The 14,786-nt window shown below is 64.8% G+C and carries 12 protein-coding genes; 3 read left to right on the top strand and 9 right to left on the bottom strand.

The window, feature by feature from the left end:
• Positions 1-19 precede the first annotated feature (19 nt).
• From rpoD to SB764_RS35935, 5 genes are all read right to left on the bottom strand, one after another.
• On the bottom strand, positions 20-2,434 hold the full coding sequence (gene rpoD / locus SB764_RS35955; RefSeq protein ID WP_183713820.1) for an RNA polymerase sigma factor RpoD: 2,415 nt from the start codon (positions 2,432-2,434) through the stop codon (positions 20-22).
• Positions 2,435-2,597: 163 nt separating this feature from the next.
• Complete coding sequence (dnaG, locus tag SB764_RS35950; protein WP_065059951.1) at positions 2,598-4,499, bottom strand: DNA primase; 1,902 nt, start codon at positions 4,497-4,499, stop codon at positions 2,598-2,600.
• Positions 4,500-4,622: 123 nt separating this feature from the next.
• On the bottom strand, positions 4,623-5,069 hold the full coding sequence (locus tag SB764_RS35945) for a GatB/YqeY domain-containing protein (protein ID WP_065059952.1): 447 nt from the start codon (positions 5,067-5,069) through the stop codon (positions 4,623-4,625).
• 283 nt (positions 5,070-5,352) lie between these two features.
• Positions 5,353-5,565, bottom strand: a complete 213-nt coding sequence (gene rpsU, locus SB764_RS35940; protein WP_065059953.1) for a 30S ribosomal protein S21 — start codon at positions 5,563-5,565, stop codon at positions 5,353-5,355.
• A 100-nt stretch (positions 5,566-5,665) separates the two neighbouring features.
• Complete coding sequence (locus SB764_RS35935) at positions 5,666-6,883, bottom strand: NAD(P)/FAD-dependent oxidoreductase (RefSeq protein WP_410866221.1); 1,218 nt, start codon at positions 6,881-6,883, stop codon at positions 5,666-5,668.
• Between the two features lie 138 nt (positions 6,884-7,021).
• Here SB764_RS35935 and tsaD point away from each other — a divergent pair, with 138 nt between their 5' ends.
• On the top strand, positions 7,022-8,050 hold the full coding sequence (gene tsaD / locus SB764_RS35930) for a tRNA (adenosine(37)-N6)-threonylcarbamoyltransferase complex transferase subunit TsaD (protein WP_065059955.1): 1,029 nt from the start codon (positions 7,022-7,024) through the stop codon (positions 8,048-8,050).
• 76 nt (positions 8,051-8,126) lie between these two features.
• On the opposite strand, the gene folE2 is transcribed toward tsaD, so the two are convergent.
• From folE2 to SB764_RS35910, 4 genes are all read right to left on the bottom strand, one after another.
• Positions 8,127-8,936, bottom strand: coding sequence for a GTP cyclohydrolase FolE2 (gene folE2 / locus SB764_RS35925; RefSeq protein WP_065059956.1), 810 nt, complete (start codon positions 8,934-8,936; stop codon positions 8,127-8,129).
• A gap of 182 nt (positions 8,937-9,118) precedes the next feature.
• Complete coding sequence (dxs, locus tag SB764_RS35920) at positions 9,119-11,026, bottom strand: 1-deoxy-D-xylulose-5-phosphate synthase (protein ID WP_065059957.1); 1,908 nt, start codon at positions 11,024-11,026, stop codon at positions 9,119-9,121.
• A gap of 85 nt (positions 11,027-11,111) precedes the next feature.
• A complete protein-coding gene (locus tag SB764_RS35915; protein WP_065059958.1) occupies positions 11,112-11,993 on the bottom strand; it encodes a polyprenyl synthetase family protein in 882 nt (293 codons plus the stop codon).
• Entirely contained in the window at positions 11,990-12,304 is a 315-nt protein-coding gene (locus SB764_RS35910; protein ID WP_065059959.1) for an exodeoxyribonuclease VII small subunit, read from the bottom strand. The genes SB764_RS35915 and SB764_RS35910 overlap by 4 nt, the downstream gene beginning before the upstream one ends.
• A gap of 309 nt (positions 12,305-12,613) precedes the next feature.
• Here SB764_RS35910 and SB764_RS35905 point away from each other — a divergent pair, with 309 nt between their 5' ends.
• On the top strand, positions 12,614-13,720 hold the full coding sequence (locus tag SB764_RS35905; protein WP_065059960.1) for an aromatic ring-hydroxylating oxygenase subunit alpha: 1,107 nt from the start codon (positions 12,614-12,616) through the stop codon (positions 13,718-13,720).
• A gap of 164 nt (positions 13,721-13,884) precedes the next feature.
• Complete coding sequence (locus tag SB764_RS35900) at positions 13,885-14,754, top strand: sulfurtransferase (RefSeq protein WP_074982588.1); 870 nt, start codon at positions 13,885-13,887, stop codon at positions 14,752-14,754.
• Positions 14,755-14,786 lie beyond the last annotated feature (32 nt).

Here is a 14,786-nt window from a genome sequence, read left to right as displayed (position 1 = left end):
TCGCAAGCGCGCAAAGCGATCAATTGCCTTCGAGGAACGACTTGAGCTTGTCCGAGCGGCTCGGGTGACGCAGTTTACGCAGCGCCTTCGCCTCGATCTGGCGAATCCGCTCGCGCGTCACGTCGAACTGCTTGCCGACCTCTTCCAGCGTATGGTCGGTGCTCATCTCGATACCGAAACGCATGCGCAGCACCTTCGCCTCGCGCGGCGTGAGCGAGTCGAGCACGTCCTTCACCACGTCGCGCATCGAAGCGTGCAACGCGGCGTCCGACGGCGCCACCGTGTTGGTATCTTCGATAAAGTCGCCCAGATGCGAATCGTCGTCGTCGCCGATCGGCGTTTCCATGGAGATCGGTTCCTTCGCGATCTTCATGATCTTGCGGATCTTGTCCTCCGGCATTTCCATCTTCTCGGCGAGCGTGGCCGGATCCGGCTCGAGACCGGTTTCCTGCAGGATCTGCCGCGAAATGCGGTTCATCTTGTTGATCGTCTCGATCATGTGAACCGGAATACGGATCGTGCGCGCCTGGTCCGCAATCGAACGCGTGATGGCCTGACGGATCCACCACGTGGCGTAGGTCGAGAACTTGTAGCCGCGCCGGTATTCGAACTTGTCTACCGCCTTCATCAGGCCGATATTGCCTTCCTGAATGAGGTCGAGGAATTGCAGACCGCGGTTCGTGTACTTCTTCGCAATCGAGATCACGAGACGCAAATTGGCCTCGGTCATTTCGCGTTTGGCCTGACGCGCCTTCAGTTCGCCCGCCGCCATCTGGCGATTGGTTTCCTTGAGGTCCTTGAGCGGCAGCACCACACGCGCCTGCAGATCGAGCAGGCGCTGCTGCTGTTCGCGGATCGCCGGAATATTGCGCGACAGAATCGCGCTATACGCGTGATTCTCGCTGACGATCTTCTCGGACCAGTCGAGGTCGGTTTCATTGCCCGGGAACCGCGCGATGAACTCCGAGCGCGGCATGCCGCACTTGTCCACGACCGTGTGCAGGATCTGGCGTTCGACCTGGCGCACTTCGTCCACTTGCGCGCGCAACGTGTCGCACAGACGCTCGACGGTACGCGCCGTGAAGCGGATCGACATCAGTTCGGTCTGGATGGTTTCCTGCGCCTTCAGGTAGGCCTTCGACTTGTAGCCTTCCTTTTCGAACGCGCGGCGCATCTTGTCGAACCATTCGCTGATGAGCGCGAATTTTTCGAGCGAGGCGCGCTTGAGCGCTTCGAGCTGCGCCGCGTTGGCCGTCGCCTGCGCCGCGCCGTCGTCGTCCTCTTCTTCTTCCTCTTCTTCCTCTTCCTCTTCGTCTTCCTCGCTTTCGTTCTCGATCTCTTCCGCTTCCTTGGCGTTGAAGCCGTCGGTGTCTTCGGCGTTCGGATCGACCAGGCCATCGACGAGCTCATCGACGCGAATCTCGTCGTTCGCGACGCGCTCGGCCATGGCGAGGATGTCGGCAATCGTGGTCGGGCAAGCGGAGATCGCCATGACCATGTGCATGAGGCCGTCTTCGATACGCTTGGCGATTTCGATTTCGCCTTCGCGCGTCAGCAGTTCGACCGTGCCCATCTCGCGCATGTACATGCGCACGGGGTCGGTCGTACGGCCGAATTCGGAGTCGACGGTCGAGAGCGCGACCTCGGCTTCTTCCTCGACTTCGTCGTCGGAAGAGGCGTTCGGTGCGTTGTCGTTGAGGAGCAGCGTTTCGGCATCCGGCGCCTGTTCGTAGACGGCGACGCCCATGTCGTTGAACGTGCTGATGATGCCTTCGATCGCCTCGGTTTCCGTGAAATTATCCGGAAGGTGATCGTTGATTTCGGCGTAGGTGAGGTAGCCGCGCTCCTTGCCAAGCTTGATGAGCGCGCGAAGCTTGTTGCGACGTTCCTCGAGTTCCTCGACGGTACCGGGCTGCGACGACGCGAACGCGTCTTTCAGCAGCGCCTTTTCCTTCGCTCGCCGGTCGCGCGCACGGGTGGTCTTCTCACCCTTGGCCGCCGGGGTGGGCGTGCTTTCCTCGCTCTGGTTTGCGTCGTCATCGACGGGCACTTCATTCAGCTTTTTCGTCATGGAGTTCGCCGTACCGGCTGTAGTCTCGACTCGCGGCTGTTGGACATCAGCCTCTTGAACCGTGGATACTGGAGCCTCGCGCTCTGCCGCATCGTCCGCAACGGCAGGCACTTGCCTTGCACTACTCGGACCACCGGACCGCTTCGTTGCCGGATGAGTTGCAGCTTTCGCCGCACGGGTTGGCGCCGCTCGCGCGGCCGAAGCAGCCATGGCTTTCTTCCGGACTGCGGGTACTTCATGACTGGCGGTTGCCGCCTTGCGGCGGGAACTGGCGGATGGGGCGTCCTGGGCATTCGTGACCTTGCCGGTCGGCTCCGTCGAGCCTGTGCCTGTCGCCTTTTTTCCGCCTGTAGTCTTTGCCATTGCCATTCCGCCCCTTGCTGGAAACTGGACACCTTTCGGCATCACCCGGCGAAACGACCTCCGAGTGATACTTGAGCTGCCCGCCCGGAAAAAACAAAAACAAACCGCTGAAAACCTTTTATTATAGCACGCACGGTAATAATCACCCCCGCACACGCCTCCCTTACAGTCCGAGCTGACGTTTCATGTCAGCCCGCGTCTGATTCAATTTAACGTATTCGGCCAATTCTTCAGGCGTGTGCCTCGATTGCCGCGAAAGCACGTCCAGCCGTTCGCTGCAGGCGTCGAAGCGCATTTTGAGGATGGCAGCCGTCATTTCCTCGCTCACGAGCCGTTCCTGCTCGCGGCGCTCCTCCTGCACGGCACCGTCTTCTGGATTTTTCATCAGCAAATCCCGAACGTTTTCATCATAGTCCAGAATTTCGCGAAAAATCTCCTCGAACGTGGGGGCATTGGCCCCATTGCGCAAGAGATCCGAAAGCAGCTGGAACTCCGCCGCGTCGCCCAGCGCGCGCGCATGGGTGGTCACTTCCTCGAACAGCTCGCCGTGGCGCGTGAGCGTGATGAGCGCCTGTTCGGCCTCCTCGTCGAGCTGCGCCACGATGCGCGGATACATCACGAGGTTGCGCAGCGCCTTACGCTCGATACCGGTCACGAGGTGCCGGTCCTTGCGCGCGGGCGCCTGGCGCGCCGCCTGGGCGATGCGCGCGTCGACCTCGCAGAGTGCCGCCACTTCCTCGAACGGCACGTCGAGCCGGTCGGCGAACATGTGCATGATCTGCGCACGCAACGCGTTCGCAGGCAGCGCCTGGAGCAGCGGCTTGGCGTCGAACAGCGCGCGGGCGCGGCCTTCCGGCTGATCCAGCTCCTTGCCCGCCAGCACTTCGTTCAGCATGAACTGCGACAGCGGCATGGCGCGGTCGACCTGCTCCTTGAACGCCTCCGTGCCGAATTCGCGCACGTAACTGTCCGGATCGTGTTCCGTGGGCAGGAACAGGAAGCGGATCGTGCGGTTGTCGGCCGCATGCGGCAGGCACGCGTCGAGCGCGCGCCGCGCCGCGCGCCGGCCGGCCGAGTCGCCGTCGAAGCTGAAGATCACCGTATCGGTCTGACGCATCAGCTTCTGCACGTGGATCGGCGTGCAGGCGGTGCCCAGCGTGGCCACCGCGTTCTGAAATCCGAGCTGGGCGAGCGCGACCACGTCCATGTAGCCTTCGACCACCAGCACGTAATGCTGTTCGCGAATCGCGAGACGCGCCTCGAACAGCCCGTACAGCTCGCTGCCCTTGTTAAATAGAGGCGTTTCGGGCGAATTCAAATACTTCGGTTCGCCGCCGTCCAGCACGCGGCCACCAAAGCCGATCACCTGCCCCTTCACGTTGCGGATGGGGAACATCACGCGGTCGCGGAAGCGGTCGTAGCGGCGCGCCTGGCCCTGTGCGTCCTGCTTTTCGCTGACGATCACGAGGCCGGCTTCGACGAGCGAGTCGTCGCGATAATCGGTAAACGCGGTTTCGAGGTTCTGCCATCCATCGGGCGAATAGCCGAGCCCGAAGCGGGCCGCGACTTCGCCGGTCAGGCCGCGTTTTTTGAGGTACTGGATCGCATTGGGCGCGCTGCGCAACTGCTTGCGGTAGTAGTCGCAAGCCGTCTGCATGATGTCCGACAGCGCGTTCGTGACCGCTTTCGAGACACCGGGCGCATAGCCGCCCTCACCGCTCTGGCCGCCCTGTCCGGGGCGGCCGCCGCCAAAGCCGCCGCGCATCGGCGACGGTTCCTGCGGCACGGTCAGGCCGACCGACTGCGCGAGTTCATTGACGGCTTCGGGGAACGTGAGCCCGGCGTGCTCCATCAGGAAGCCGATGGCGGTGCCGTGGGCGCCGCAACCGAAGCAGTGATAGAACTGCTTCGTTGGACTAACGGTAAACGATGGGCTCTTTTCGTTGTGGAACGGGCAGAGACCCATGAAATTCGCGCCGCCCTTCTTGAGCTGCACGAAGCGTCCCACCACGTCGACGATATCGACGCGGTTTAGCAGATCCTGCAGGAACGAATGCGGAATCATCGGGGCCTGGTCGCTCGGTTGGCGTAAAACGGGGGCGCGCTTGCGCGGCGCCCATGACGGGCAGTCGCCTCGCCGCGGCGGCAGGCTGTCATGCAGACGCCGGCGCCGCGCGAGAGCGTGCCGTTACTTCGAGAGCGCGGCCTTGACGAGACCGGAGACGGCCGTCATGTCGGCGCGGCCGGCCAGCTTCGGCTTGAGCACGCCCATGACCTTGCCCATGTCCTGCGGGCCCGCCGCGCCCACCTGGGCGACCGCGGCCTGCACTTCGGCGGCGATTTCGGCGTCCGAAAGCTGCTCGGGCATGTAGGCAGCCAGAACGACCAGCTCGGCCTGCTCCTTTTCGACGAGGTCCGCGCGCGCGGCGGCTTCGAACTGGCTGATCGAGTCCTTGCGCTGCTTGATCATCTTGTCGATGACCGCCGTAATGCCCGCGTCGTCGAGCGTCACGCGCTCGTCGACTTCACGTTGCTTGATGGCGGCGAGCAGCAGACGAATCGTGGCGAGACGCTCGCTTTCGCGCGCGCGCATCGCGGCCTTCATGTCGTCGTTGATCCGGTCTTTGAGACTCATCACTCACCTGAATTGCGTTGGTTGCAGAAACCCGGAAAACCGGGGCAGTGAGGTCGTCCTGCCGAAACATCGTAGCGAAGCATCGGAGAAACGCAAAAGCGAATGCAAAAACCCGCCTGGAAGCGTTTCCAGGCGGGTCGGTGCGGATTCGGCTGGGTTGCGACCACACCAGAGAACAACACGGCGCGCGACGGGATCCTGCAGGAACCCTGCGGGCCGGCGCGCCGCGCTGCTTGCGCCGTCATGGATTTCCGCGGACGGAACGGCCATGGCGGCGCGGAAATCAGTACATCTTCTTCGGCAGCATCTGGCTGCGCAGACGCTTGAAGTGCCGCTTTACCGCCGCCGCCTTCTTGCGCTTCCGTTCAGCCGTAGGCTTCTCGTAAAACTCACGCGCACGAAGCTCGGTCAGCAGCCCGTTCTTCTCGATCGTGCGCTTGAAGCGCCGCATGGCGACTTCAAAGGGTTCGTTTTCTTTTACGCGGATGGTCGTCATTTTCCAATAACGGATCGGGGGTAAAGAGGATCGAGTATAGCAGAGGGTTTTTCAAAAGACAGGTAAACGTCGAGCCCGTTTTACCCGCCTCAAAACCCGCTCAAGCCGCGCCGGTAAAGGCTGCGGCGGCTTCGCCCGCCGCCACGCCGGAGGCCCAGGCCCACTGGAAGTTGTAGCCGCCGAGCCAGCCCGTCACGTCCACCGCTTCGCCCACGAAATAGAGTCCCGGCACGCGCTGGCTCATCATCGTCGCCGACGACAGTTCGCGCGTATCCACCCCGCCGCGCGTGACCTCGGCCTTCTTGTAGCCCTCGGTGCCGGTGGGCGTGAGCGTCCACTTCGCGAGGCCGTCGCCGATGCGGCGCAGCGTCTTGTCGGGCAGATCGGCAATACGCGCCTCCAGCGGCACCTGATGCGTCTCCAGCCAGGCGTGCGCAAGCCGCGCCGGCACCCACTCGGCGAGCAGATTGCCGATCTGGCGCTTCGTCGCGCCCTTCGCCTCGATCAGCGCCTCGGTGGCGTCGCGATCGGGCAGCAGGTTCACGCGGATCGGTTGCCCAGGCTGCCAGAAGCTCGAAATCTGCAGGACGCCGGGGCCGGACAGGCCGCGATGCGTGAACAGCAAGTCTTCGTCGAAGGCGCCGCCGGTCTTGCGCTCGCCCGTCGCCACGTTCACCTCCAGCGAGACGCCCGAGAGCGGCACGTACGGCGCCCATTCGTCGTGCGCGAAGGTCAGCGGCACGAGCGCCGGACGCGTGTCGATCAGCTTGTGGCCGAACTGTTTGGCGACGCGATAGGCGAAATCCGTCGCACCGATCTTGGGGATCGACAGGCCGCCCGTGGCGATCACGAGCGCCTTCGCCCTGATCTGGCCCTGCGGCGTGCCGAGCACGAAACCGGTTTCGTCGGCGTGGCCGACCTGCTCGACCGGCAGCGGACGGCGCCACGCGACGCGCCCGGCGTCGCATTCGGCGCGCAGCACGTCGATGATGGCTTCGCTCGACTGGTCGCAGAACAATTGGCCCTTGTGCTTCTCGTGCCACGTCACGCGATGCTGGCGCAGCAGCGCGAGAAAGTCGCGCGGCGTGTAGCGCGCGAGCGCCGAACGGCAGAAATGCGGGTTGTTCGAGAGATAGTTGGCGGGACTGGCGTGCAGATTCGTGAAATTGCAGCGTCCGCCGCCCGAGATGCGGATTTTTTCCGCGAGGCGCGGCGCGTGATCGATCAGCGCCACGCGGCGTCCCTGCTGGCCGGCCACCGCCGCGCTCATCATGCCGGCCGCCCCTGCGCCGATCACGGCGATGTCGAATGATTCCATGGCGCGCATTTTACCTGTGCGGCCGCTCGCCATCGCCCGCCAGCCGTCTTGCGCGTGCGCTGCTATACTTTCAGGCTTCCCTTTTACTTTGTTTTAGCGACGGTTCGCGCCTCTTTGGCGGCCGTTGCGCGCCCCACCATGCTCGTACTCGGCATCGAAAGCTCCTGCGACGAAACCGGCCTCGCGCTCTACGACAGCGAGCGCGGCCTGCTCGCGCACGCGCTGCATTCGCAGATCGCCATGCATCGCGAGTACGGCGGCGTCGTGCCCGAACTCGCTTCGCGCGACCACATCCGCCGCGCGTTGCCGCTGCTCGAGGAAGTGCTCGCGAACAGCGGCGCGGCGCGCACCGACATCGACGCCATCGCCTTCACGCAAGGCCCTGGTCTCGCGGGCGCGCTGCTGGTGGGCGCGAGCATCGCCAACGCGCTCGCGATGGCGTGGAACCGGCCGACGGTCGGCATCCACCATCTCGAAGGGCACCTGCTCTCGCCGCTGCTGGTGGACGCGCCGCCGCCGTTCCCGTTCGTCGCGCTGCTGGTCTCAGGCGGCCACACGCAGCTCATGCGCGTGACCGACGTGGGCGTCTACGAAACCCTCGGCGAAACGCTCGACGACGCCGCCGGCGAAGCCTTCGACAAGACCGCCAAGCTGCTCGGCCTTGGCTATCCGGGCGGCCCGGAAGTCTCGCGGCTCGCGGAGTTCGGCACGCCCGGCGCGATCGAATTGCCGCGTCCGATGCTGCATTCGGGCGATCTCGATTTCAGCTTCAGCGGCCTGAAGACCGCCGTGCTCACGCATGTGAAGAAGCTCGGCCCGAATATCTGCGAGCAGGGCAAGGCCGATATCGCGCGCGGTTTCGTCGATGCCGCCGTGGACGTGCTGGCCGCCAAGTCGCTGGCCGCGCTCAAGCAGACGAAGATGAAGCGCCTCGTGGTCGCGGGCGGCGTGGGCGCGAACAAACAGTTGCGCGAAAAGCTCTCGGCGGCGGCGCAAAAGCGCGGCTTCGAGGTGCATTACCCCGACCTGTCGCTGTGCACCGACAACGGCGCGATGATCGCGCTTGCGGGCGCGCTGCGCCTGCAGCGCTGGCCCGACCAGGCCACGCACGACTACGCGTTCACGGTGAAGCCGCGCTGGGATCTGACCTCGCTCGCGCAGCAGTGAGCGCGACGTCGGCGCAATAAAAAAGCCGCCTTTTCAGGCGGCTTTTTTACGTCAGCAACGCACGCTTTCGACCCGATCAGGCCGACACGCGCTTGTCGTGTTCGATCACGGCGTAGGCGCTGTGATTGTGGATCGACTCGAAGTTTTCGGCTTCGAGCGTATAGGCGATCACGCGCGCGTCGGCGTTCAGACGCACGGCCACGTCGCGCACGAGGTCTTCGACGAACTTCGGATTCTCATAGGCGCGCTCGGTCACGAACTTCTCGTCCGGACGCTTGAGCAGGCCCCACAGTTCGCACGAGGCTTCCTGCTCGGCGATGACGATCAGCTCCTCGACCGCCAGTTCGCCGTCGAACTCCACGTTCATCGTCACGTGCGAGCGCTGGTTGTGCGCGCCGTACTGCGAGATCTTCTTCGAGCACGGGCACAGGCTCGTGACCGGCACGAGCACCTGCAGGAACAGGCGCGTCACACCGTCGCGCACGTCGCCCGTCAGCGTCACTTCGTAGTCCAGCAGACTCTCGACGCCCGACACCGGCGCGACCTTCTTCACGAAGTACGGGAACGACACTTCGATGCGGCCCGCCTGCGATTCGAGCTTCGCGATCATCGCGGTCAGCATCGCGCGGAACGTCGACGGTTCGAGCGGCTGCTTGTTCTCTTCGAGCAGCGCCACGAAACGCGACATGTGCGTGCCCTTCTGGTCGGCGGGCAGATGAACGTCGAGATTCCACGTGCCGACGCTCGGCTGCACGTCGCCTGCCGCCGTCTTCACGGTCAGCGGATGGCGCACGCCCTTCACGCCGACGCGCTGGATCGGGATCTGGCGGGTATCGACGGAACTCTGGACGTCCGGCATCACGAAAGCCGGATTCATCTGATTCATGTTCTTATCCTCAGGCCGCGCCGAACTGCGGCGCGCAAATGGCAAGCGCCGGCATGAGCCGGCGCTGGCTGGCGGAGCGCGGGTGCAAGACCCGTCCGCCGGTTCAATTGTGGAGTGGGCGGCGGCGGCGCGCGCGACGGTTTTCCGATGAAAACCCGCGGCGCCGCTCAGCGCGATCCAACTCAGGCGACGCGCATCACCGACTTGCCGGACGCGTTCGCCGCGCGGTCGAGGAAGCGCTCGCGAATCGACTTCGCGATCCCTGCCGCGTCGAGGCCACAGCCCGCCAGCAGCTTGGCCGGGTCGCCGTGATCGATGAAACGGTCCGGGAGGCCCAATTGTAGTACGGGCTTGATAACCCCACTTTCAAGCAGGGATTCCACGACGGCCGAACCCGCACCGCCCATGATGCAGCCTTCCTCGACGGTCACGAGGTAATCGTGCGTCTCGGCGAGCTGCTTGACGAGCTCCGCGTCGACCGGCTTCACGAAGCGCATGTTCGCGACGGTGGCGTCCAGCTCCTCGGCGGCGGCCAGCGACGGCGCAACCATCGTGCCGAACGCGAGGATCGCCACGCGCTTGCCTGCCGGCGCGGCGCTTTCGCGGCGCACTTCGCCCTTGCCCACCGGCAGCGCGGCCATCTGCTTGACGGTCGCGACGCCCGTGCCCGCGCCGCGCGGATAGCGCACGGCCGTCGGGCAGTCCTGCTGGAGCGCCGTGTAGAGCATCTGACGGCATTCGTTTTCGTCCGACGCCGCCATGATCATCATGTTCGGGATGCAGCGCATGAACGCGAGGTCGTAGGCGCCCGCGTGCGTTGCACCGTCCGCGCCGACGAGGCCCGCGCGGTCGATCGCGAAGATCACCGGCAGGTTCTGCAGCGCCACGTCGTGGATCAGCTGGTCGTAGCCGCGTTGCAGGAAGGTCGAGTAGATCGCGACCACCGGCTTGAGGCCTTCTGCCGCGAGACCGCCCGCGAACGTCACCGCGTGCTGCTCGGCGATGCCGACGTCGAAGTAGCGATCCGGGAAACGCTTCTCGAACTCGACCATGCCCGACCCTTCGCGCATGGCCGGCGTGATGCCGACGACGCGGTTATCGAGCTCGGCCGCGTCGCACAGCCACTCGCCGAACACCTGCGTGTAGGTCTTCTTGGCGGGCGTGGTGGACGGCTTGATGCCTTCGGCCGGGTTGAACTTGCCGGGACCGTGGTACAGGACCGGGTCGGCTTCGGCGAGCTTGTAGCCCTGGCCTTTCTTCGTCACCACGTGCAGGAATTGCGGGCCGCGCAGTTCCTTGATGTTCTGCAGCGTGGGGATCAGCGAGTCGAGGTCGTGACCGTCGATCGGGCCGATGTAGTTGAAGCCGAATTCCTCGAACAGCGTGGCCGGCACGATCATGCCCTTCGCGTGCTCTTCGAGCTTGCGGGCGAGATCGAGCACCGGCGGCGCGTGACGCAGCACGCGCTCCACGCCCGCGCGAGCGGCGGCGTAGAAGCGGCCCGACATCAGGCGCGCGAGATGGCGATTGAGCGCGCCCACCGGCGGCGAAATCGACATGTCGTTGTCGTTGAGGATGACGAGCAGCGGCACGTCGTCTTCGACGCCGGCGTTGTTCATCGCCTCGAAGGCCATGCCGGCCGTCATCGCGCCGTCGCCGATCACGGCGATGCCCATGGCGTTATCGCCCTTGAGCTTGCTCGCGATGGCCATGCCGAGCGCCGCCGAGATCGACGTGCTCGAGTGCGCGGTGCCGAACGTGTCGTACTCGGATTCGTCGCGTTTCGGGAAGCCCGAGATACCGCCGAACTGACGCAGCGTCGGCATCTGGTCGCGGCGACCCGTGAGAATCTTGTGCGGGTAGGTCTGATGGCCCACGTCCCAGACGATGCGGTCGCGCGGCGTGTCGAACACGTAATGAAGCGCGATCGTCAGTTCGACCGTACCAAGGTTGGACGACAGGTGGCCGCCCGTTTGCGAGACGCTGTCGAGAACGAAAGCACGCAGTTCGTCGGCAAGCGGTTGCAACTGGCGGCGATCAAGGCGGCGCAAATCCGCCGGGTCGTCAATGGTTTTCAGCAAGTCGTACATCGTCGTTCCATTGTAGGAAATCGGGCGCTCCCGCACTTCTGTCGCGCATTACTTCCCGTTCATGCGCGCGGGCGGGTTGGCGCAATCAGCTAACCCGGTTCACCACCAGGTCAGCGAGTTCGGCGAGGCGCTGGGCGCGCGCGCCGAACGGTTCGAGCGCCGCGTGCGCGTCGGCGCGCAACTGCTGCGCGAGGGCGCGGGAAGCATCCAGACCGATGATCGACACGTAGGTCGGCTTGCCGTCCTTCGCGTCCTTGCCCGCGGTCTTGCCCAGCGTGGCCGAGTCTGCGGTCACGTCGAGAATGTCGTCCACCACCTGGAAGGCGAGGCCCACGGCCGCCGCGTACTTGTCCAGTGCGGCAAGGGTGTCGGCGGAAGGCGTTTCGCCCGCCACCGCGCCCATGCGGACCGAGGCGCGCAGCAGCGCGCCCGTCTTCAGGCGGTGCATCGTTTCGAGCTGCTCGCGCGTGAGCGAATGGCCCACGCTCGCGAGGTCGATCGCCTGACCGCCGGCCATGCCGATCGAGCCGCTGGCGAGCGCCAGTTCGCGCACGAGCGACGCCTGACGCGGCGCGTCGACTACGTCCGACGTCAGCGTGATGAAAGCTTGCGATTGCAGCGCGTCGCCGACCAGCAGCGCCGTCGGTTCGTCATATTTGACGTGTACCGTGGGCTTGCCGCGGCGCATGTCGTCGTCGTCCATGCAGGGCATGTCGTCATGCACGAGCGAGTAGACGTGGATCATCTCCAGCGCGCAGGCCGCCGCGTCGAGCGCCTCGGGCGTCGCGCCGGTCAGTTCGCCGGCCGCGTGGCACAGCAGCGGGCGCACCCGCTTGCCGCCGCCGAGCACGGCATAGCGCATCGCGTCGTGCAGCGGCGCGGGCTGGACGTCCGCTGCCGGCAAATAGTGATCGAGCGCGCTTTCGACCCGGTCGAGCACCAGCCGGGTCCATTGGTCAAATGTCATAGATCGTCGTCTCCGCCCATTGCGGAGCCTGTCGTATTGAGGGGCACGGGCCGCAGCGTTTCGCCGTCCAGCACGCGCACCTGTTGTTCAACCTTTTCGAGCTGCTGCTGGCAGAACTTCACCAGCACGGCACCGCGACGATACGCGGCCAGCGATTCCTCGAGGCTCAGGCTGCCGCCTTCCATGCGCGCCACGAGCGCGTCGAGTTCGGCGAGCGCTGCCTCGTAGCTGTCCGGCAGAGCCTCGGCCCCGTCCGGTACGCCAGCTTCCTGAGCCGCGCCAGCGCGGTCTTTCGATGCCGTTTTCGCCATCAGTGGTCGCCAAAATGAAACAAGGCGGACATTCTACGGCAAAAGCCCCCCATGCGCCCCGCTCGCCGGCTTCTGTACCGTCACGACCACATCACGCGGGCTTACAGGAATCGGTGCCGGAAGGTCGCGGTCGCCGCGATATTGTCGCTTTTTCGTCGCCTTCCCGCCGCAATTTCGCCGCAAACCGGGCAAAAATCAGTCACTTAGCCACCCCACCCCGGGGTAAACCAGTTATACTAGCCGGCTCCCTAAATCGAATCTTCGATGGTTGGGTTGTTCACTGCTTTCACGTCTTCATCGGGAGTGGGAATGTCCAATCTGAGCAATGCATTGCAGCTGAAGTCCATTCAAAGCCAGCTGCCAGTCACGGCTTACTTTGACGAAGCGCTTCTCAAGCGCGAAATCGAAACGCTTTTCCAGAAAGGTCCTCGCTACGTCGGCCACGAATTGATGGTGCCCGAAGCGGGGAATTATTTTGCGCTGCCCGGCGAAAAAGAGGGCCGCGTGCTGGTGCGCAACAAGAGCAACGAGATCGAACTGCTCTCAAACGTTTGCCGCCATCGCCAGGCCATCATGCTAAACGGTCGCGGCACCGCAGACAACATTGTATGTCCGCTGCATCGCTGGACGTACGACCTCAAGGGTGAACTGCTCGGCGCGCCGCACTTCGCGGACAAGCCCTGCCTCAACCTGAACAACACGCCGCTGCAAAAGTGGAACGGCCTGCTCTTCGAGTCGGCCGGCCGTGACGTCGCGCGCGATCTCGCGCGCCTCGGCCCCGCGAAACATCTCGACTTCACGGACTACATGTTCGATCACGTCGAGGTGCACGAGTGCAACTACAACTGGAAGACCTTCATCGAGGTCTATCTCGAGGACTACCACGTCGTCCCGTTCCATCCGGGTCTCGGCCAGTTCGTCTCCTGCGACGACCTGAAGTGGGAGTTCGGCGAGTGGTACAGCGTGCAGACCGTGGGCGTGCACAGCCAGCTCGGCAAGCCGGGCAGCCCCACGTACCGCAAATGGCACGACGAGGTCCTGCGCTTTCGCAACGGCGAGCCGCCCGAGTTCGGCGCCATCTGGATGGTCTACTACCCGAATCTGATGATCGAGTGGTATCCGCACGTGCTCGTCTGTTCGTGGCTGATTCCGAACGGCACGCAGAAGACCACCAATATCGTCGAGTTCTATTATCCCGAGGAAATCACGCTGTTCGAGCGTGAGTTCGTCGAGGCCGAGCGCGCCGCCTATATGGAAACGGCCATCGAAGACGACGAGATCGCCGAGCGCATGGACGCCGGCCGCCGCGCACTCATGGAACGCGGCGTCTCGGAAGTCGGCCCGTACCAGAGCCCGATGGAAGACGGCATGCAGCACTTTCACGAGTTCCTGCGCCGCGAACTGGGCGACATCTGAGCGCGGCTTCGAGGTCGCGCGCGGCCACGCCGGCGCACACTTCATGCCATCGACGGCATCACGGAAAGACGGGCTTCGGCCCGTCTTTTTGTTTAGACTGACGGCATCGGGCCCACGCTGTGCACACGCACATCCGGCGGCCGCGCACGATACCAGGAGCCGTCATGCCCCACACTCACTACACCACGCTGATCTCCGCCGCCAACCTGCACGAGCGCATGAGCGCCGCGCCGGGCAGCGTGCTCGTCTTCGACTGCCGTTTCGATCTGCTCGATCCCGGCGCGGGTGAAACGGCCTACGCCGCCGGCCATCTGCCGGGCGCGCGCTATCTGCATCTCGATCGCGATCTGTCCGGCGCCAAAACCGGCACAAACGGCCGCCATCCGCTGCCGGACCGCGCCTCGCTCGTCGCCACGCTGGCGAGCTGGGGTTTGAACGCGGGTCAGCAGGTCGTGGCCTACGACGCGCAAGGCGGCTCGTACGCGGCGCGGCTCTGGTGGCTGCTGCGCTGGCTCGGCCACGACTCGGTCGCGGTGCTCGACGGCGGCCTGCAAGCCTGGGAAGCGGCGGGCCTGCCGCTCGCGAAGGACGTGCCGGCGGCCACGCCGGGCACCTTCAAGGCGGGCGCGCCGCTACAGGTGACCATCGACGCCGCGGCTGTCGTGCGCAATCTCACGGCACGCGAACTGACCGTGGTCGATGCGCGCGCCAGCGACCGCTATCGCGGCGAGAACGAAACCATCGATCCAGTCGGCGGCCATATTCCCGGCGCGAAGAACCGCTTCTTCAAGGACAACCTGAGCGCCGACGGTCGCTTCAAATCGGCCCATACGCTGCGCGAGGAATTCTCGGCGCTGCTGCCGGGCGTGACGCCCGAGCATGTGGTGCTGCAATGCGGCTCGGGCGTGACCGCCTGCCACAACGCGCTGGCGATGGAAATCGCCGGCATGCATGGCGCGGCGCTCTACGGCGGCTCGTGGAGCGAATGGGTCGCCGATCCGTCGCGCCCGGTGGCAACGGGGGCGAATCCCTGATCCGCTGTCATCCTCGGATCGCCGCGCGAACG

The sequence above is a fragment of the Paraburkholderia sp. SIMBA_027 genome (genome assembly GCF_046535315.1).
Lineage (GTDB): Bacteria > Pseudomonadota > Gammaproteobacteria > Burkholderiales > Burkholderiaceae > Paraburkholderia > Paraburkholderia tropica.
The sequence above is the reverse complement of the archived record's forward strand: the minus strand, read 5'-3'. Positions and strand labels throughout refer to the sequence as shown.

Bases quoted from the DNA above. Each gene is read 5' to 3' on its own strand.
- rpoD (WP_183713820.1), bottom strand. From the start codon at position 2,434: ATGGCAAAGACTACAGGCGGAAAAAAGGCGACAGGCACAGGCTCGACG.
- dnaG (WP_065059951.1), bottom strand. From the start codon at position 4,499: ATGATTCCGCATTCGTTCCTGCAGGATCTGCTAAACCGCGTCGATATC.
- SB764_RS35945 (WP_065059952.1), bottom strand. From the start codon at position 5,069: ATGAGTCTCAAAGACCGGATCAACGACGACATGAAGGCCGCGATGCGC.
- rpsU (WP_065059953.1), bottom strand. From the start codon at position 5,565: ATGACGACCATCCGCGTAAAAGAAAACGAACCCTTTGAAGTCGCCATG.
- SB764_RS35935 (WP_410866221.1), bottom strand. From the start codon at position 6,883: ATGGAATCATTCGACATCGCCGTGATCGGCGCAGGGGCGGCCGGCATG.
- tsaD (WP_065059955.1), top strand. From the start codon at position 7,022: ATGCTCGTACTCGGCATCGAAAGCTCCTGCGACGAAACCGGCCTCGCG.
- folE2 (WP_065059956.1), bottom strand. From the start codon at position 8,936: ATGAATCAGATGAATCCGGCTTTCGTGATGCCGGACGTCCAGAGTTCC.
- dxs (WP_065059957.1), bottom strand. From the start codon at position 11,026: ATGTACGACTTGCTGAAAACCATTGACGACCCGGCGGATTTGCGCCGC.
- SB764_RS35915 (WP_065059958.1), bottom strand. From the start codon at position 11,993: ATGACATTTGACCAATGGACCCGGCTGGTGCTCGACCGGGTCGAAAGC.
- SB764_RS35910 (WP_065059959.1), bottom strand. From the start codon at position 12,304: ATGGCGAAAACGGCATCGAAAGACCGCGCTGGCGCGGCTCAGGAAGCT.
- SB764_RS35905 (WP_065059960.1), top strand. From the start codon at position 12,614: ATGTCCAATCTGAGCAATGCATTGCAGCTGAAGTCCATTCAAAGCCAG.
- SB764_RS35900 (WP_074982588.1), top strand. From the start codon at position 13,885: ATGCCCCACACTCACTACACCACGCTGATCTCCGCCGCCAACCTGCAC.